The 19,278-nt window shown below is 35.0% G+C and carries 17 protein-coding genes and 2 tRNA genes; 1 reads left to right on the top strand and 18 read right to left on the bottom strand.

Annotated features, from left to right (window positions below):
* From ACKI2W_RS09645 to ACKI2W_RS09600, 10 genes are all read right to left on the bottom strand, one after another.
* The coding region (locus ACKI2W_RS09645) for a DUF1848 domain-containing protein (protein ID WP_407381579.1) at positions 1-782 on the bottom strand (782 nt) is incomplete at its 3' end.
* Positions 783-805: 23 nt separating this feature from the next.
* Positions 806-1,963, bottom strand: coding sequence for a thiolase domain-containing protein (locus ACKI2W_RS09640; RefSeq protein WP_407381577.1), 1,158 nt, complete (start codon positions 1,961-1,963; stop codon positions 806-808).
* A 12-nt stretch (positions 1,964-1,975) separates the two neighbouring features.
* Positions 1,976-3,013: a hydroxymethylglutaryl-CoA synthase gene (locus ACKI2W_RS09635; protein ID WP_407381575.1), complete on the bottom strand. Its 1,038-nt coding sequence runs from the start codon at positions 3,011-3,013 to the stop codon at positions 1,976-1,978.
* 154 nt (positions 3,014-3,167) lie between these two features.
* Positions 3,168-3,241, bottom strand: a tRNA-Gly gene (locus ACKI2W_RS09630).
* A 12-nt stretch (positions 3,242-3,253) separates the two neighbouring features.
* Positions 3,254-3,327, bottom strand: a tRNA-Gly gene (locus ACKI2W_RS09625).
* A 93-nt stretch (positions 3,328-3,420) separates the two neighbouring features.
* A complete protein-coding gene (locus tag ACKI2W_RS09620; protein ID WP_407381573.1) occupies positions 3,421-4,086 on the bottom strand; it encodes a class I SAM-dependent methyltransferase in 666 nt (221 codons plus the stop codon).
* Between the two features lie 8 nt (positions 4,087-4,094).
* Positions 4,095-6,074: a tRNA guanosine(15) transglycosylase TgtA gene (gene tgtA / locus ACKI2W_RS09615; RefSeq protein ID WP_407381572.1), complete on the bottom strand. Its 1,980-nt coding sequence runs from the start codon at positions 6,072-6,074 to the stop codon at positions 4,095-4,097.
* A 153-nt stretch (positions 6,075-6,227) separates the two neighbouring features.
* Positions 6,228-8,600, bottom strand: a complete 2,373-nt coding sequence (locus ACKI2W_RS09610; RefSeq protein ID WP_407381570.1) for a beta strand repeat-containing protein — start codon at positions 8,598-8,600, stop codon at positions 6,228-6,230.
* Between the two features lie 328 nt (positions 8,601-8,928).
* Positions 8,929-9,429 (bottom strand): hypothetical protein, encoded by a 501-nt coding sequence (locus tag ACKI2W_RS09605; RefSeq protein WP_407381567.1) that lies wholly within the window; start codon positions 9,427-9,429, stop codon positions 8,929-8,931.
* 917 nt (positions 9,430-10,346) lie between these two features.
* Positions 10,347-10,580, bottom strand: coding sequence for a hypothetical protein (locus ACKI2W_RS09600; RefSeq protein WP_407381565.1), 234 nt, complete (start codon positions 10,578-10,580; stop codon positions 10,347-10,349).
* Positions 10,581-10,672: 92 nt separating this feature from the next.
* Between ACKI2W_RS09600 and ACKI2W_RS09595 the strand changes: the two genes are divergently transcribed.
* On the top strand, positions 10,673-11,890 hold the full coding sequence (locus ACKI2W_RS09595; protein WP_407381563.1) for an MnmC family methyltransferase: 1,218 nt from the start codon (positions 10,673-10,675) through the stop codon (positions 11,888-11,890).
* Here ACKI2W_RS09595 and ACKI2W_RS09590 read toward each other — a convergent pair.
* The 8 genes from ACKI2W_RS09590 to ACKI2W_RS09555 all read right to left on the bottom strand — a co-directional run.
* A complete protein-coding gene (locus ACKI2W_RS09590) occupies positions 11,881-13,515 on the bottom strand; it encodes an adhesin (protein WP_407381561.1) in 1,635 nt (544 codons plus the stop codon). The two genes, ACKI2W_RS09595 and ACKI2W_RS09590, sit on opposite strands and share 10 nt — an antisense overlap.
* Before the next feature lie 371 nt (positions 13,516-13,886).
* Positions 13,887-15,671 (bottom strand): glutamine--fructose-6-phosphate transaminase (isomerizing), encoded by a 1,785-nt coding sequence (glmS, locus tag ACKI2W_RS09585; protein WP_407381560.1) that lies wholly within the window; start codon positions 15,669-15,671, stop codon positions 13,887-13,889.
* A gap of 11 nt (positions 15,672-15,682) precedes the next feature.
* Complete coding sequence (cobA, locus tag ACKI2W_RS09580; protein ID WP_407381558.1) at positions 15,683-16,393, bottom strand: uroporphyrinogen-III C-methyltransferase; 711 nt, start codon at positions 16,391-16,393, stop codon at positions 15,683-15,685.
* A gap of 16 nt (positions 16,394-16,409) precedes the next feature.
* Complete coding sequence (gene purQ, locus ACKI2W_RS09575) at positions 16,410-17,054, bottom strand: phosphoribosylformylglycinamidine synthase subunit PurQ (protein ID WP_407381556.1); 645 nt, start codon at positions 17,052-17,054, stop codon at positions 16,410-16,412.
* Between the two features lie 10 nt (positions 17,055-17,064).
* Entirely contained in the window at positions 17,065-17,331 is a 267-nt protein-coding gene (gene purS / locus ACKI2W_RS09570; RefSeq protein ID WP_407381554.1) for a phosphoribosylformylglycinamidine synthase subunit PurS, read from the bottom strand.
* 1 nt (position 17,332) lies between these two features.
* Positions 17,333-18,061 carry a phosphoribosylaminoimidazolesuccinocarboxamide synthase gene (gene purC, locus ACKI2W_RS09565; protein WP_407381552.1) on the bottom strand — a complete coding sequence of 243 codons (729 nt, stop codon included), beginning with the start codon at positions 18,059-18,061 and terminating at the stop codon, positions 17,333-17,335.
* Between the two features lie 242 nt (positions 18,062-18,303).
* A complete protein-coding gene (locus ACKI2W_RS09560) occupies positions 18,304-18,927 on the bottom strand; it encodes a hypothetical protein (protein ID WP_407381550.1) in 624 nt (207 codons plus the stop codon).
* A 16-nt stretch (positions 18,928-18,943) separates the two neighbouring features.
* Positions 18,944-19,278: hypothetical protein (locus tag ACKI2W_RS09555; RefSeq protein WP_407381549.1), on the bottom strand; the 335-nt coding region annotated here is incomplete at its 5' end.

Raw genomic sequence — 19,278 nt, 5'->3', positions numbered from 1 at the left:
TTGGCATAACAATACTTGCATCCATGAAGGCATGTGTTATATGCTCCAATATCCCTTCCAAATATGCAATCACATTCACGTATCCTGTATTTTCCTTTAGGAATTTTTAAATTATTTCCAATAGCTTTCTCAATGACATTTTGTGTCATGCATCCGCTTGAGTCAAATCCGAATTGGTCAAGAAGACTACCTTCAACACAGGTTTTCATTTTTATCCCATATTCATTGGCTATTTTTGAGAATTTTTCACCAATTTCCATTCTTTCGTCAGTCGTTACCTCATTAACTTCGGGAAAATTCCTTAAAACTTTTTTATACAAATCTATAAAGCTGATTGTGCAGTCATCAGTATAACCGGAAAGTTCTGATGCCATCTCTTCAAACCGATTAATATGAAAGTCCAGAGAATATTTTTCAGTAATGAAAATCGAATCATATCTCCAGGATATGGAATTGACTCCTAAAGTTTCAGACAGCTCCTTGAACGATTTAATTACCTTTTTAAAATCAGGAACGTTTCTTTCAATGTCTTTTCCATAGGGCGTTATCGTTACAAACCAGAATTGTTTAAAATCATTTAATCTATCAATATTTTTAAGCAACGGCTTTGGATTTTTCGTGCAGAAGCACAGACAGTCTATTATTTTTGAATCCAAAGGATACTTGTAGATATCATCATTATATGGATTTCTAGTACAGACAAATCCTTCATCAATCCTATTTAAGAACCAATTACTAAAAAAAGCAGGGATATCTGTTCTTGAACCGGTATTGAGTATCATAAAAAAAATAAGTGAAAAGAGATTTATAAATCTCTTCCGAAAATATGTACTGCTGCAGTTCCTCCGGTACCGCCAATATTATGAGTCATACCGATTTCTGCACCATCAACCTGACGTCCGCCAGCTTCTCCTCTCAATTGCCATACGATTTCAGCGGCCTGAGCAATACCGGTTGCTCCGAGAGGGTGTCCACGAGCTTTTAGACCACCTGAAGAGTTGATTGGGAAGTCACCATCAATTTCAGTTTGGCCTTCTTCAATAGCTATTCCACCTTTACCCTTTTCGGCAAATCCTAAGTCCTCTACAGCTAAAAGTCCGTTAATTGAGAAACAGTCGTGAACTTCAGTAACATCAATGTCCTTTACGGTAACTCCAGCCATTTCATATGCTTTTCTGGAGGCTACTTTAGTTGATTCAATGGTTGTTATGTCTTTTCTGTCATGTAATGTTAATGTTCCTGAAGCCTGAGCGGAAGCCTTTACGTAAATTGGAGTGTCAGTGTATTTTTTAGCGTCTTCAGCAGGCACCATAACAACAGCGGCAGCTCCGTCTGATACAGGAGAACAGTCGAGTAATGTTAACGGGTCTGCAACCATGGTTGAGTTTATAACTTTATCCACACTGATTTCAAATGGGAACTGTGCGTTAGGGTTTTTGGATGCGTTTTTATGGTTGACTACGGAAAATTGAGCCAGCTGTTCACGTGTGGTACCGTATTCATGCATGTGCCTTTTTGCAATCATTGCATATAATGATGGAAATGTAGCGCCTTGCTGTGCTTCCCATTCCTGATCTGATGCTGTTGCGATAGCCGGAGTAGCATCAACCACATCAGTCATCTTTTCAACACCTGCAGAAATTACGACATCATGAAAACCTGATGCGACTGCCATGATTCCCTGCCTTAAAGCCAGTCCTCCTGATGCACAAGCAGCTTCAACTCTTGTGGTTGGGACAGGATTAAGACCTACATGGTCTGAAATAAGTGCTGCAATGTGTTCCTGTTGTACAAACAATCCTGAGGACATGTTTCCAACAAACATTGCTTCAATATCATTACCGTCAATGTCAGCATCCACCAAAGCCTTTATACCGGCTTCAGCGATTAAATCTCTGAAAGATGAATCCCATAATTCACCGAATTTTGTCTGTGAAACACCTATAATAGCAACGTCTCTCATAATTTAACCTCCCTACATTTTAATTTTACCTTTATATTTAGCGTAAACAGCGTAATCAACATAAGTCTTGTTGGAGATGATATCTTCTGTTTTAGGAGCCAAATCTCTTTTCTTGAGTATTTCATCTGTCACTTCTAAAGTAAATCCGTCACTACCTGCACCTGAACCGTAGGATACGACAAATATCTTATCTCCAGGTTCTGCAACATCCAGAATGTTGGATAATGCAAGAGGTACAGCACCGGAGTATGTATTTCCAATATTTGGAGTTAATAATCCACGGGAGTACTGTTCAGGAGTGAATCCTAATTTCTTGGCAGCCCTTAAATAAAATTTACCATTAGGCTGGTGGAAACAGGCATAATCATAATCTTCAACTTTGGAATCTGTTATTTCAAGTAAGTTTTTAGCTGCACTCAATACATGCTTGAAGTAAGCAGGCTCACCTGTGAAACGTCCGCCGTGGGAAGGATAGTCTTCACCTTCTCTTCTGTAAAAATCAGGAGTGTCTGTTGTAAAACTGTAAGTCTGTTCGATTTCTGCCAATACGTCCTTTTTACCGATGACATAAGCTGCACCACCAGCAGATGCGGTATATTCCAAAGCATCTCCAGGAGCACCCTGTGATGTGTCAGCACCGATAGCCAATCCGTATTCAATCATTCCGCTTTCGACAAGACCCATTGACATCTGGATACCTGCGGTTCCTGCCTTACATGCGAATTCCAAATCAGCTGCTGTCAAATCAGGTGTTGCGCAAACAGCTTCTGCAACAATTGTTGCTGTTGGTTTTACTGCATAAGGATGTGATTCGGAACCAACATAAACAGCACCGATTTTCTGCGGATCAATTTGAGCTCTTGCTAGTGCGTATCTAGCAGCGGTTACTGCAATAGTTGCAGTATCTTCATCAGCAGAAGGAACTGATTTTTCGTTAACGACCAAACCATTAGATAAAGCTACAGGGTCGTCACCCCATACTTTAGCTATTTCTTCTACTTTTATTCTATATGAAGGCACATATGCCCCATATCCTACAATTCCTACCATTAAATCACCGTAAATTTTAAATTTATAGAATAATCATAAAAAAGATTTATAATTAATTAATATATGATTTTAAGTATTATATAAAAGTAACTACAAAAAATAAGAATTTTTAAAAGATAAATGAAAAATTTTGAAAAACACTAATTAATTAACATGCAGCTGCCGGGATTCGAACCCGGGTTGTAGGCTTGGAAGGCCCAAGTAATAACCAGACTATACCACAGCTGCAAAAGTAAAAAGTGCGGCGTCCGGGATTTGAACCCGGGTCTCTAACGTGGCAGGCTAGAGTCTTAACCAGGCTGGACTAACACCGCATAAAATAAACAACAATATTATATTGTATGATAATAATATATAAAGTTTTTGATTTATATACTATCTGAAAGAATTGAATAGTAAAGCCATTTTCAGGCTTTTCTAGCTGTTATGCAAATCCAATCGTTTTCATCATTGATATATGCTTTAAAATCTTTAAAACCTGTTTTTTCAAGAGATTCTTTTAAAACATCCTCAGAATATATTTTCATGTCCAGAAGTTCAACCAGATCATCGTATTTTTCCATTTCACCTTCCCTGTAGACTGCTTCATTACAGAAAAATACAAGACCTCCCTCTTTTAAAACACGATTAACCTCTTTCAGGTCATTGATGAAATCCGGCCAGAAATAAATTGTCTCAAAGCCTGTTGCAATGTCAAATGTATCATCTTCAAAAGGCATTTCAGACACAGAGCCCTGGATGACTTCAACACGACCTTCATCAATAGCTTTCTGATTGAGTTTGGCTGATTTTTCAACACTTACTTCAGAGTAATCGATTCCGACGACTTTTCCTGAAGTAATCTGTTCGGAGAATCTTTCAACATTTCTTCCTCCGCCGCAACCGATATCCAAAATCACATCATCTTCCTTAACGTCAAAATGGCTGACGCCCCAAACGGCCATAGTTTCATGGGATTTGTTCATCCTGTCAAGTATCTGATGGCCCAATTCGCCGACAGGCTTTCTTGCGTTTTTAATCAGTTCCTTATCTTCAATATTGTGGCCAGTATTTACCTTATCATCATCACTCATCAAATCACCTATTTTTTCATACCCTTTCTCGTTTTAATCGCTTGACCTGACTGGAAGTTATTTATTTCAACAGCAGACAGCAATGATTTACCGTAAGCAAGCAGCTTATCTTCCTCATTAACAATCAATACCTCATCACGGGCTCTTATGTTTTCATCACATTCGACGACAAATTTTGAAAATACGCTTTTACCGTCCAAAGCAAAAGGCTCTGAGTCCTTATTGACAACGACACGATTTTGCGGATAAGGCATTGCATTATGCAGCCTTTTAGCACCTTCCTTGGATAAAACCAGATATGAATCAGATGCGCGCATATTGACAATCAGCACTTTTCCGTCATATATATGTCTGATTTTACCTGTCTTTTTACTCTTTTCAATGTTAATGTTTCCTTTAAACAATGCCTCACCGGCACCAACACCAAACTGATAATCGGCAATGGCCTTGATTTTCTTGACATCATCCTTATGATACCTTATTTCATCGGATTCTATTGATTTGTTATACAGACCCACATCCAAATCTCTAATTACTTTTGAATGAATCAATGTCTGATCGTAATTTTCAATGAAATCAGAAAGGAAATTGCTTATGAACTCAAGACTGTCTGCATCACGAATCTTTGGAGCGGCACTCTGATTTAACGGATAAACCTCATCGATTTCAAGAGGAATCAGCCCGAACGGCACATCCAAAACCATGAAATCAGTGTTTTCCGCATCAAATTCATGTTCAGATCCGTAGATATAGAATTCCCCAAGCTTTCCTGAAATGAATTTGGAGTAAGGTTTTCGTGAAGGAGGTAAAACTACCAAATCACGTTTTTTAGGCATTTCAAGAAGTTTCTGCTGATGTCTTAGGACTTCACTGCGGCTCAGTGATTCAGGCCCTGTGTAGAAAAATGCGGACTTTTTGCTTCTAGGATCATACTTTTCCAGATCATCACTGTAATTGGCCAGCTGGCGAACCGCATCCAACAATGCGGGATGAGCTCTGCAGCGCTCTTCAACAAGTTCCATCAGGCTTCCTTCATAAATTGCCTGCCTTATCAATCTCAACTCAGCAAATGAGACGTGCAAATTATGCTGGGCAATCAAGTCCCTTCTCTGTTCTTTAGGCATCGCCCTCAAGTCATCAGGAGTGTATTTTGAGCAGACTTCACAGGAACATGGCATTTCCTGAAGATTTTCAAGCTTGAATGTTCCTCTGGTGGACAGCAGCCTGTCATCCTCGGCATATAATATATAAGCCGCTGAATCAAAAAGGTCACATCCCATTGCAACAGCCAAAGCGAAAATCATCGGATGGCCTGCTCCCATCAAGTGGCGGGCAGTATTGTCCGGCAGATACATGATTGAATTCATTACAACATCAACAAGCTCCTTATAATGATATGATTCCATCAAAGGCACTACCGCACCGATCGGATATAAATCAGCATCCAACTTGGACAGTTCAGATGCGCATTTCTGCCTCAAATCCATGAATGTTGATCCCTGAACCACAGAGTTCAGAAGCATTTCAATATCATTATTCTTTTTGAACTCAACAGCCTCCTTGGCACGTTCAAGAGTAATCTCCAAATCGCTTTCTGCCTTTTCACGTTCAACAAAAGGTGCTGTTGGAATATCAAGGCTCGTTCCGATATCCGTTTTAATCAGTTCCTGGAATTCAATTACTTCCTCGTTTGTAATTTCCACATCACCATATACAGACAGCTGAAATGAACCTGAATCAGTCATCACAGGCCCGTCGAAATTGATTAACTTATGCAAGCCCTCATCGATAGCTTTCTGCTTCAATTCTTCATCCTTATAAATCAGATAAGCATTAGTTATTACAATATCCGCACCGTACTTTTTGACATCAATTGCCTGCTTACGGGGGTGTATTACAGGCATTAATGCGGGTGTTTTAACGTTTCCGTGCTTTGTTTTTAAAACACCAACTCTTCCTCTCATATCTTTAGCTTTTATTTCAAACATTTGATTAACCTTAAAACAATTAGTTAAAATAAAGTTATTTATTAAAAATTATATAAACCTATCTCATTTTTGAAATCAATATTGCTTTGCCTTTGTAATAATGATTTTAAGAGAAAAAAAGAAAAAAAGAAAAGCTAAAAAACAATTTTAGCTTTAATAAGGGATTAATTTTCCTCCACCATTCAAAGTGATGGTGGCACCATTCAACCATGAGTTGGCTGATGACTTGTAATAGATATTATATCCATTACTCTGAATGTTGGATAAACTTGTATCACTGTCAGTGAATGTTGTAAGATATGAATTTCCTGTCAATGACCAGGTTGAATCACTGGAAAGGCTTAAAGACACTGAACTTGCAGTATTGGCAGTGTTTATTGCAGAAGTCAATGCTGATGAAGTCAAGCTCAATATTATAGTACTGATTTTGTCAACATATATATTACCGGTTAAAACCTCATTGACTGCAGTGAATGTTAAGTCCCCACCATTAGAACCGCTTTTTCCCCATTCACCAGTGTTTCCAGACACATTTATTAATATTCCACTACCATAATTGATTGTAGTGTTTTCCAAATAAATATTTGCATCAGTGTTTGTAATGAAGAAAAATGGTGCAGTTTTATATACCGAAGATGCTGGATTTACAGTTAAAACAGAATTCTTTGAAGTGAATGAACCCAATCCGACTGAAGCATCCCCTGACATTGACTGATATATCATTACAGCACAGCAGTCAATACCCTTGGTTGTCCTTCCATACGCATATGAATTGAAGTTACATCCGTCAATGGTAATTGAGTTTTTACCTTCAATAACAGCTATTGATGAAGCTGTTGCACTACCCGTGGAGTCATATACATTAATATTTCCCGTGGAATAGATTGAAGGGGAACCCAAACCATTGGTATTTAAAACTGAATCATATACATACAATGTTCCTTCACCACGGTCTGTTGCAGTAGCGGCACAATGTTGTCCTGAAGTATTGATTGTTACATTATGAGCAATAATGGTTCCGGAATATGTTGCATCAAGACCTCTTGAAGAGTCTTTGCTTGTCGTAATTGTCACGTTTTCAACATAAGCGGTTGAAGATGATCCTGTGACAAAAACGGCATTTGCACCTTTAGCATTTGTGATTATTTCAGCATTTGTGAGATTTAAGAAACTTGCAGAATTAACTAAAACGGCAGCATTCAAACCATAAAAATCACTTGATTCTGTATTTGAAGTGTCTCCACCACTTTTTGTTATGATGGTATTGTCTAAAGTTAAAGAACCTTTATTCGTTACGGTGACAACAGACTTGTCACTGGTTGAAGTGGCATAATTGGTATTTGCCAAACTTGAGGTCTGACCACTGACTGTAATAGGATCGGATGTTTCAACGCTCTGAATTTTAATAGTATTTGCAATGTTTAATCCATTATATGATGAAGTAATAATATAATTTCCCGGCAGTAGATTAATATTTAAACTAGCTACACCCTGAGAGTTAGTGGTTCTTGTATAAAAGACACCATTAATATTGAATGTAATATTTTCACCGGCCAATAGATTACCTTGACTGTCCAAAAGAGTAGCATTGAATTTGGATCCGTCCTTATAAGACATTGATAAGTCCTGAGCTGACAGATAACTCAAGACAGTTATTGTGTTTGAATAAAGCTCTGTGGTTTTAGGATTGGATGCTGTTAGAATATAAGTGCCCGGATTTAGGTTTATATTTAACTTGGCAGTACCGTTCTCATTAGTCTTGCGAGTGTAAAAAACACCATTGATATTGAACGTGACATTGGTGTTGTTTAAAACAGACCCATCACAATCCAGAAATGTTGCATAATACTGGGTGCCATTTCTATAATATTTTATAATATCCTGTCCTGAAATACTGTTCAAAACAGTTATGTTGTTGGAATACATCTGCCCATTGCTGTTTGTAGCCGTTATAATATACTTTCCAGGGTTTAGATTAATATTTAATTTAGCAACCCCTGAAGAATTAGTTTTACGGGTATACATGACACCATTAATATTAAAAGTAATATTTGTGTCCGCAAGCAAATCACCATTCGTATCAAGGAAAGTTGCATAATACTGAGTATCATTTCTGTAAATTTTAACAAGATTATCACCTGAAACGGTAGACAATATCTGAATTAAACCCGTATCCTGAGATATTAAAGTATTATTGACCAGATAATATGCATAATACGTATAATTTCCAGAATTCAGATTAATGTTCATTTTAGCTATTCCAGATGAATTAGTTATTCTTGAATAATTTTTTCCGTTTATATTGAATTTGACACTAACATTTTCTATCGGGTTAGTGTCATTGTCAATGACGTTACAAGTTAACTGATTGTCATTTCCATAATATTTGACTAAATCGTTTGCTATAATTTGACTTTCCGAAGTTGTTCCATCATCAATTGATGTTTCATTAGCTGCACTAACAAAAGAAATTGATGTTATGGAAACTAAAGCAATCATTAGCAATAAAATAAGTTTTTTGTTCATAATAACACCATTAAAAAAAATAAAGAGGAAAAGGTTTAGTGTGAGTAACCTTTAATCCTCATTTGAGGCAATTGATACCTCCATGTTTGAAGTCCAGTAATGACTATTCAAAAAGGCATTTTAACATTTTTGTTTGTAAGTGTGTTTTCTATAATTGGGAGGAAAATTTTCTTTTAAAGGAAAAATACATATTAGGAAAATGGGAATATGTTTAAAATGCCTCTGAATAGTGGGTAAGCCATTTTCCAATAGGGAGATGTTTTTTAGGGAGGAAACATTAACATATCTGTGAATATTAAACTACAAATCCCCATTGGATTGAATTGAATCACCTCATATTTTCATGAAAATTCTCATTTAGGTTTAGATTATGAATGCCGTGACTTTTCGAATTTACTGCTTGTGAAACATTATATAATCCGATCAATTTTGATGTAACTTCGCTAGCTAAATGGGAAATGTGTTTTTCTAAAAGATATGAAGAATCAATTTCCGGATTTTTTAAATGCTTCAATTCGAAATTAGGCAGATTTTTCATTTTTTCACCATGATTTTCATGAAATGTTTGATTTTGTTCGTATAAAGTCTTGTGATTATTTGTTTTATTATAAACATCCTTAAATGGAGTTTGATTGTTATTTAAATGTGAAATGTCATTGTCGTTTTCAACAGACTCATGGCCCACATCAACTGATCTTTCACTAGGAATCTTTAAGTCCGTTGAATGATTTTCCACATTCAAACCCGACTCGCCAGGCTCAGCATCATCAACTGATATTGCCGAAACCTCCGATACTATAGCGAAAGACAGCATAACAATCAAAAACATCAATACAACATTTCGTTTATTATGCGTTTTTTCACCTCACTAAATTAAACTCCAACCTCAAGAATAATTCATGATTTATCATGAATATTTATCAATTGATTTTTCTCAAATCTTTGAAATTTCTCAAGATTGTTAGTAAATATTAATTCATAAGTAGTATATAAATCTTTTTGTTAAAAATAAGCTCAAATTATGTCCAAATTTACAAAAAAAGACATTTTAAGCGAAAAATTAAATGGCTAAAAATCCTTCAAATCCAACATATCAGGACAAATTCGAGTAAACTAAAAATTACATTGAAGTCAACCGCTGAAGTCAAAAATAACAAAATATTACCTAATCCAATCAAATATAACATGTAAAGTCTTTTTTCAATCGAATATTACAAAAAATTACTTATTTATATTCAAATTCAATTAAAAATACTTATTTATTTTAAAAAAGCATTCAAAATCGAAAAGCTTTTTAAAAAGGATTTGGTAAAATTAAAGCAATTTAAAAACTATTCGAAAGCCAAAAGCAATAATTCAAGCAAATAACATTTGACTAATCTTGAGAAAATTCATTTATAATGACAAATCAGATTAAAAAATAAGCAACATATTGCTTAATTTATCAAAATTCCATTTATTTGAAGTTATTTAAGCAAAATTAAAGCTGAAAATCGAGAAAAAAATTTATTCAAATTAAAATAATTAAAATTGAATTTAAGAGTTTACAATTACTTAAATTTAAAAAATAGAAATAATGAATAAATAATACATTAAATTAGGTTACTGAGATAATTTATATTTGCAATGAAAGTATAAAAATCAAAATTAATTTTAAAATTGCCAAATAATGAAATAAGAATGTATGAATCCCTATAGGAAAAATTAAGAAAAATTGATTATTTCAACATTTTTTATCAAAATTCATCATTCGCCATTAATGATTTTAACTTCACGATATGTTTCATACAATCCATAAATCCATAAAATGAATATTACAACTCCCAGAATAAATCCAAATGCATAAATCGATATGATATTCAATATTACAGCAGCTGCAAAGATGCTGACTCCTTTCTTTACATCACCCACATATGCAATGCCGAGACCTGCAAGGAAAAATGAAATAAGCAATGCGATTGACATGTTCTTTTGCGCCATGACACACCTCGTTAAATTAAGTTATATAATAATCTTTAAAATTACTTTATATAAATTTTTATAACAAAAATGCTAAAATATAAAATGATACAATGAATTATGAAAACAAGGCCCGCGTAATTAATGATGATATCTTTGATTTGATAAATCAATGTTTTGATGATGAAAGAAGTAGTCGAAATAATGAAAGCAGACTCAATTTTTTTGATACTTATAACAATTACTTTGTTTTAACTGATGATGGATCTTATTCTATTAACTCAAAGGAAATAAACAATAAAATTGAAACATTACATACATCTACAGGTGCAATAAGTGAGGCATTTGAGAAATTTATCAAGCCCATGAAGTTCGACTACACCAAAGACATTGCAATTCTTGACATCTGTGCCGGACTTGGATACAACTCCTCAGCTGCAATCGATGATTTTATGAAAAACTGCGAAGGTTCAAACCTGAAAATTGACATGGTTGAAATCTCCGCTGCAACACTGGCATGCGGTCTTTTGGTGCCTTCACCAATCGAAGCCCATGACATCACGCGAAAAGCCATTGAAAATGAGCTGATCAAACAGAATTACGCCACCTTGGAATTGGAAACGGCTGAAATTCCTGAAAATATTGACATTAATGTTTATATTGAAGATGCAAGACAGACCGTTCAGAATCTGGAGGATAATACCTATGATGCAATATTTCTCGATCCGTTCAGTCAGAACATGGCTCCTGAACTGTTTTCCCTGGATTTATTTAAGGAATTCAGAAGAATAATCAAGGATACAGGCATTGTTGCAACATACACATCAGCGGCTCCTATAAGGGCAGCATTTATTGAAGCGGATTTCTGCATCGGCCTTGGACCGATATTCGGACGAAAACAGGGAGGTACACTTGCAAGCCCCTCACAGGAAATGCTTGACACATCACTTCCAAAAAACGATGAGATAAGAATTGCGCTTTCCGATGTTGGAATTCCATTCAGAGATCCGGGACTGGACAACTCAAGCGAATACATATTGGATAAAAGAACCCAGGAAAGACATGTTAAAAGACATACCGCCAAAATATCCTCTGCCGTCAAAACGCCGATATTTTTAGCACAGGAAATGGATGATGAAAAGCTTAAAAGGCGTGTTGAACGTAATCTGGCCAAAATGAATATACCATCAACAACATCACCGGAAGCGAAATATATTGTTGAAATTGAAAATAACTACAAAGAAAAACAGGATTTGAAAAACAATTCAAGAAACAGAATTTTGGATATGGCTGAAAAATTAAAAAAAGTTAAAAATGGAGATTATGAATAAATCATTTCACCATTTTTCAACATGTAAGCTGCATCTTTTGAGGACAAAACAGATTCTGAGATTATGTTTAATGTGTTACCTCCACCGTAAACATGCTCATTTCCGAAAACACTCCAATCGGCATCACAGTCTGCACAGAAGATATGTCCCTCTGCGCTTCCGCCTTCCTTATTACCCGTTGCCGGGAAAACACCATAGTTTGATGTTTCATCACCTGTCCAGAAAATACTCCAGTAAAGCTCATTGCTTCCGCAATATGGACAGACCCTTTCAAATACGGTCATGTAAAAATTATATCCGTATTCGGACAGTTCACCTGAAGCTGAAGGCCTTCCGATTGCCATGATTGTCAGATTATCCGGTGAAACACCATATTCGGAATAGTATAATGTCTCATTGACTGTAGTGTTTTCATCCACTTCCACAGTTACATTAATAATATTATGAATTACTAATCCATTATTTAAATCTTCGGTGTAGACTTCATGAATTCCATTGTCTAATGTTAATTCAAGACTAGCCATACCATATTCATTAGTCATTGTCTGATATGATTCACCATCGACATTAATGGACACATATCTGCCTGCACCAACAGAACCGTCATCATTAATCATGATAACATTAAAGGAAGTCTCTTTGCTTTCACTGTAAACATTAGATGTTATCATTGTAGGAATAACTGTAATCATGTTTGAAAGCATGTCGTTATTGACAGGGTTGATTGCAGTCAGAATATAGGAACCCGGCAATAAATTGATATTTAGCTTAGCAATACCATTGTCATTGGTTGTTCTTGTATAGAAAACACCGTTGATGTTGAATGATACATTGGTATTGGACAATGCTTTACCGGTGTTATCCAAAAAGCCTGCATAGTAGTGAGTTCCATTTCTGTAAAATTTAATAACATCAGATCCATTGATTGAAGATAAGACCGTGACTAAATTGGAATATGAAAAACCGTTAGGTCCGATTGCTGTTATAATATATTCGCCAGACCTTAAATTGATATTTAATTTAGCAACACCACTTTCATTCGTCTTACGAGAATAGAAAACACCGTTAATATTAAAAGTAACTTCGCTATTGGCCAAAGGATTACCCTGATTATCTAAAAATGTGGCATAGTATTGGGTGTCATTTCTGTACATCTTGACAAGATCATTTCCGGAAATGGTAGGTAAAACTTCAACATCACTGCCCAATTTAAGATTATTGGAATTATAATTGTATGTTGAATAAACAGAATAATTTCCAGGACTTAGATTAATGGCCAAAGATGCTTTTCCATCAACATTGGTTGTTCTGGTATAATTAATTCCGTTAATGTTAATGGTGATTGAAGCGTTTCCTATAGGATTTTCACCCTGCATCAAAGTTACCTGATATCTAGTTCCATTCTTATAATACATCGAAATATCAGTAGTCTCTAAGGAATAATCGTCCTGACTAACTGATTTAATGTCTGATACATACAAAGGAGCGCCCGATGGGGGTTCCTCATCCGCATCACTTGTTTCAATACCATCATTTACAGCAGTTGTGTCAAAAGCTGCAACTGCAGAAATTGATAACATGAAAACAAGAGTTATTAATAATAAATTAATTTTTTTGTTAAACATATATTAACCTCGTTAACATATCATGCAAAATCAAGTTTTGCATCGGTACTATAAACTTATAAAACTTTTCTTATAAAAAGCTTTGTATTTTCAAAAAGGACATAAATAAGGCCAATTAGCCGAAATAAAGCAAAATTAAAAGGAATTGTTTTTTACTTATTTATATGTTGCTTAACTAAACAATCAAAGAATGTTTATTTTTGAATTTAAAAGTCATAAAGTGCTCAATTATAAAATTTCAAATGAAAAAATAACAATGCAATATAGCTTTAAATATGAATAATGTTTAAATCATACATTAAATTATTAAAAAAAATTAGTTAAAAATAAAAATAAAAAGAGAATAACAATGGAATTAATAAACAAACGAATTATTCCACAGTTACACATTTTGCTAAATTTCTTGGTTTGTCAGGGTCAAAACCTTTTTCAATTGTAATATAATATGACAGCAGCTGAAGCGGTACAATGTAAACCAATGGTGCAATAATTTCTGAAACTTCAGGATTGATTGTGAATACTTCAGGAGCCTTTTCGCTCAATTCTTCATCATCAGCCGCACCGAATGCCAATACACGAGCACCACGTGATTTCACTTCTTCCAAGTTGCTCATCGTCTTTTTATGAGATTCTCCAGGAGGTATTACAACAACCACAGGTATTCCTTCATCAATTAAAGCCAGAGGCCCATGCTTGAGTTCTCCCGCAGCATAACCCTCACCATGGATGTATGATATTTCCTTGAGTTTCAATGCTCCTTCAAGAGCTGTCGGATAGGAATATCCCCTTCCAAGATAGAAGAAGTCTTTTGCATAATTGTATCTTTTTGACATTGATTTGATTGATTCAACATCTTCCAGAACCTCATCAATGAAATCCGGCACCTTGTCAAGCTCTTCAAGAAGTTTATCATCTTTTGCCATGAGTGCTGCGAAGAGATATATTGCAGTCAGCTGTGATACATAGGTTTTTGTTGCGGCCACACCGATTTCAGGTCCTGCCTGAGTCTGAATTACGTATTGTGCTCTTCTGGTTATGGATGAGCCTGCAACGTTTACTATTCCCAAGGTTTTTGATGTTTCGTTTGCAACGTCAAGTGCCTTGAGTGAATCTGCAGTTTCACCGGATTGTGATATGAATATTACCAGAGTATTTTCATCCAGCGTTTTTGCTGAAAATTTGAATTCAGAAGCGAGAATAACATCAGTCGGAATTCCTGCAAGAGATTCAAGCAGATATTTCCCTGTAAGTGATGCGTGATATGATGTTCCGCAGGCCACAAAGCATATTCTTGTAATATCGTCCATATCGTTTATGATATTTTCAATGTTTTCCTTTTGGGTTAGGGTGTTTCTGACTGCCGTTGCCTGTTCGTTGATTTCCTTAATCATGAAGTGATCATAGCCTTCCTTTTCAGCCATTTCAGGTGTCCAGTTGATTGTGTCGATTTCCTTGTTAATTTCATTGTCGAACTCATCATGAACAACTACACCATTTTTATCCAAAATGACTATTTCGCCTTTTTCCGGATAAATAATGTCTTTTGCATATTTCAGTATTGCAGGTGAGTCTGAAGCAAGGTAATATCCGTCTTTTCCCAGTCCCACAATCAATGGAGAATCTTTTCTTGTTGCAACAATCTTGTCAGGTTCCCTTGAAGAGATTGCGGCTATCGCATATGCCCCTTCAAGAATTTCAATCGTCTTTCTGACTGCATGCTCCAGGTCAAGCCCTTCATCCATAAATTTTTGAATCAGGTGAGGAATGACCTCCGTATCAGTATCAGATTTGAATACATGGCCTTCAGCAATCAAATCCGCCTTGATTTTAGAATTGTTCTCAATAATACCGTTATGAACAACAGCTATTGTATTTTCCTCATCCAATTGAGGGTGAGCATTCAGTTTGGAAGGATCACCATGAGTAGCCCATCTTACATGAGCAATACCGAAATTTCCCGGCATGTCAGGCAAATTCAACTTCTGATTAACTTCATCAATCTTACCCTTATCCTTCTTGATGTGGATGCTGCCGTCATAGGTAGCCAATCCGATTGAATCATAGCCCCTATATTCTAGCTTTGAGATACAATCAAAAAGGATAGGAGCAGCATTACCATCATTTTCCTTTAATATGCAACCAACAATACCACACATATTAACACCAATTAATAATTATAAATGTCTTCATATAGCTTTACAACTTCACCTATGATTAAAATCGCAGGAGTTTTTATTTCCTTTTCAGAAATGTTTTCCAGAGTTCCAAATATTACGTTTTCATCAGGCAATGTTCCGCTTTCTATTACACAAACGGGAGTGTTTTTATCACGATATTTCATTATCTCGGCAGTGTTCTCCTTGATGTTTCCGATTCCCATCAGAATAACCAGCGTGTCTGCCGTATAATCCCAATGAACCTGGCTTTCTGCTTTTGTAGGGTCTTCATGACCTGTCACAATAGTAACGGAAGTTGCAACAGCCCTATGGGTTACAGGTAGTCCTAAAGAAGTAGGTGCGCCGATTGCTGAAGTTACTCCAGGAATAACCTCAAATTTGATATCATATTCCATTAAAGCCAATATCTCTTCTCCGCCACGGCCGAACACAAAAGGATCTCCTCCTTTCAGCCTGACAACATTTTCATGCTTCAAAGCCTGTTCAATAATTAGTTCATTGATTTGATCCTGTGTCTTATAGTGTTCACCGGCCTTTTTGCCTACATAAATCTTTTCTGCATCTTCAGGCGCGTGAGCCAATATTTCCTCATTGGCAAGATAATCATATAAAACTACATCCGCTTTGTTCAATGCTTTAACAGCCTTAAGAGTTATTAAATCTGCGTCTCCAGGTCCTGCACCAATTAAATAAACTACCATCTAAATCACTTTTTATCTATAAAAATCCTTTAAAGAAATTCAAACCGTCCGTGGAGCCCAAAATCTCTTCACAAGCCCTTTCAGGGTGAGGCATCATTGCACATACAAGTCCTGATTCATCGCAAACGCTTGTGATTGCTTCCATTGAACCGTTAGGATTTCTGTCTTTAAACTGCAATACGATTTGGTCCTGATCTTTTAAAAGATCAATGTCTTCTGTGTAAAATCTGCCTTCTGCATGAGCAATAGGTATTTTAACAGTTTGTCCTTTTTTGAAATCTTTTGTAAAAGGAGTTCTTGTATTAGAAACTTTCAAATCAACCCATTCGCAGTTGAATTTAGGATTTTCATTGGTAATGAAAACACCGGGAACAAGTCCTATTTCACCTAAAATTTGAGCTCCATTACAGATTCCCAAAACAGGTTTTTCCTCTTTAACCAACGCCTTGATTCCATCAATTACCGGCGTGATTGATGCCATTGCACCAGCTCTCAAGTAATCCCCATATGAAAATCCGCCGGGAATTACGACACCGTCAAAGTCAGTCAAGTCGTCATTGCTCCACCAAACGTATTCGGCTTCAAGGCCAACCAGTTCGATAGCGCGGGCCACATCCCTATCACAGTTAGTTCCAGGAAATCTAATTACTCCGATTTTCACTTAAACCACCTTATTTACCGCAAGCCGTATTTTGTGGAATTACATTAATCTTATAATTGTGAATTACAGGATTACAGAGCAATCTTTCACACATGTCTACAACATTTTCACGAATGACTTCCCTGTCTTCGCCTTCCATCTGGAATTTGATAATGTCTACAGTCTTGGCGTTTTTGACTTCATATCCAAGCAAAGCCAAAGACCTTTCGATTGTTGTAGCTTCAGGGTTTAACATACCGTCTTTTAAAGAGATTTTCACTTCAATATCAAATAACATTTTAAATCACCTTTTCATCATCAGGAATAATTCTATTATAAACTTCAACATAGGCATCCATCACTTCGGAGTCCTTACCTTTTCTAAAGAGTTCCTTATCAAGCATTTCCAAGGTTTCAGCATCCCACAATCTGCATCCGTCAGGAGAAATCTCATCACCCAAAAGGATTTTACCATCCTTGTCCTTACCGAATTCAACCTTATAGTCAACCAATATGATTCCTGCGTCTGCAAAGAATTTGATTAGGATATCGTTGATTTTCAAAGCCTTTTCTCTCAGCAAATCAATTTCTTCCTGTGTAGCGATACCCAATGCCTTGATTATGGAATCGTTAAGCATAGGATCGTGATATTCATCCGCCTTAAAGTCCATCTGTACAATCGGAGGATCCAATTTAGTGCCGTCCTCAATCGGATATTTACGGACCAGACTTCCTGTAGCTATATTTCTGACAATTACTTCAATAGGAATCATGTCGAGCTTTTTAGCCAACATTACGTTTTCTTCAGGCAAATCAATGAACTGTGTTTCAACACCGTTTTCCTCCAAAACCTTAAAGATTTTAGCTGAAATAACTGCATTATATGAACCTTTCTTATCCATAACCTCTTTACGTTCACCATCGCCTGCAGTCATATCATCACGAAACTCAATAATGACTTCATCGTCATTATCTGTTGTGAATACACTTTTTACTTTACCAGAATTAATTAACTCTTTTTTCTCCATGATATCAACAAATAAATTTTTAGATTATTATACAATAGTTTTTGTTTAAAATGCTATATAATACTATTTAAAAATAGATTTTAAAATTAAAAAGAGTGCGAAAATCACTCAAAAAATATACGTTTAAAAGTAAAACTATTGGATATAGAAAAATAATTCTTATTTATTTCCTCATGTCTTTAACGAATTATAATCCTGTTCAATAATTAAAAATAATCATATTTTCCTTTCACTTTGTTAAATTAAAACTCCTCAATTTGAGATACACCATCATAACAATCTTCATCAAAGGTTATGAAATCTAAAAGAAAGTCCTTTTTTAAATTAAAATCATGAGCATCCAAAATAATATCATCATCGGGATGATGAACATTAAGAGAATTTAATTTCTTTTTTAAATCAATATATTTTTCAACCCTATTATTGGTTAACAATATATTGTGTTCCCATTCATATTTTTTAGAATAAACTAAACTTTTTAAATCATTTAAACAATTTTGAATTGCTTGAATAAAATAAGTATAATCTGGAAATCGTTCATTAACATAATTATCCCAAAATGGAATTAAAGAACTTAAAATTTGATTACGTCTTTTATTAGGGGCATAATTTTTAATGACATATTTTTTTAAATCATTGAATGTGAAATTATGAAAATTATCAGGTTTTAATTTTTTAGCCAAATCCTTAAAAAATTTAACTAAAATTTTCCTTTTATTCTCAAATACTGTTTTACATTCATTTTTAACAAATTTTGACCAAAAAATATTTTTATATTCCTTAAAAACAGCAATTGATTTATTGTTTAGTGGATCAATAGAAAACATATATGCAATAGAAACATTAGTGTATACAAAAGAATTCATTTAAATCCCTCACTATCTATTTTAATAATGAATTAGATATTTCAGACAATGCTTCCTCATTATAATTTTGACTAGGTTGATAAATTTTAGTATAAAATAATTGTTCAACATCAATCAATTCTGAAGAAAATTCTTTATATTTATGATTATAATCTTCATTAGAAAAATCTTTTTTAAATTGAACAAGATCATAAAAAGAGTTTAATAAATTTCTTACTATTGAAATATGATGTAATAAAGACTTATTATCTAAAATATAAAATGCAATATCTTTAATAGATGAAAAATCATAATATTCCTCTTCAAAGAAATCAAGATTATACAAAATATTTTCAGTATTATTAAATGAAT

The organism is Methanobrevibacter sp., from assembly GCF_045603845.1.
In the GTDB taxonomy this organism is placed as follows: domain Archaea; phylum Methanobacteriota; class Methanobacteria; order Methanobacteriales; family Methanobacteriaceae; genus Methanocatella.
The sequence above is the reverse complement of the archived record's forward strand: the minus strand, read 5'-3'. Positions and strand labels throughout refer to the sequence as shown.

Bases quoted from the DNA above. Each gene is read 5' to 3' on its own strand.
- ACKI2W_RS09640 (WP_407381577.1), bottom strand. From the start codon at position 1,963: ATGAGAGACGTTGCTATTATAGGTGTTTCACAGACAAAATTCGGTGAA.
- ACKI2W_RS09635 (WP_407381575.1), bottom strand. From the start codon at position 3,013: ATGGTAGGAATTGTAGGATATGGGGCATATGTGCCTTCATATAGAATA.
- ACKI2W_RS09620 (WP_407381573.1), bottom strand. From the start codon at position 4,086: ATGAGTGATGATGATAAGGTAAATACTGGCCACAATATTGAAGATAAG.
- tgtA (WP_407381572.1), bottom strand. From the start codon at position 6,074: ATGTTTGAAATAAAAGCTAAAGATATGAGAGGAAGAGTTGGTGTTTTA.
- ACKI2W_RS09610 (WP_407381570.1), bottom strand. From the start codon at position 8,600: ATGAACAAAAAACTTATTTTATTGCTAATGATTGCTTTAGTTTCCATA.
- ACKI2W_RS09605 (WP_407381567.1), bottom strand. From the start codon at position 9,429: ATGTTTTTGATTGTTATGCTGTCTTTCGCTATAGTATCGGAGGTTTCG.
- ACKI2W_RS09600 (WP_407381565.1), bottom strand. From the start codon at position 10,580: ATGGCGCAAAAGAACATGTCAATCGCATTGCTTATTTCATTTTTCCTT.
- ACKI2W_RS09595 (WP_407381563.1), top strand. From the start codon at position 10,673: ATGAATTATGAAAACAAGGCCCGCGTAATTAATGATGATATCTTTGAT.
- ACKI2W_RS09590 (WP_407381561.1), bottom strand. From the start codon at position 13,515: ATGTTTAACAAAAAAATTAATTTATTATTAATAACTCTTGTTTTCATG.
- glmS (WP_407381560.1), bottom strand. From the start codon at position 15,671: ATGTGTGGTATTGTTGGTTGCATATTAAAGGAAAATGATGGTAATGCT.
- cobA (WP_407381558.1), bottom strand. From the start codon at position 16,393: ATGGTAGTTTATTTAATTGGTGCAGGACCTGGAGACGCAGATTTAATA.
- purS (WP_407381554.1), bottom strand. From the start codon at position 17,331: ATGTTATTTGATATTGAAGTGAAAATCTCTTTAAAAGACGGTATGTTA.
- purC (WP_407381552.1), bottom strand. From the start codon at position 18,061: ATGGAGAAAAAAGAGTTAATTAATTCTGGTAAAGTAAAAAGTGTATTC.
- ACKI2W_RS09560 (WP_407381550.1), bottom strand. From the start codon at position 18,927: ATGAATTCTTTTGTATACACTAATGTTTCTATTGCATATATGTTTTCT.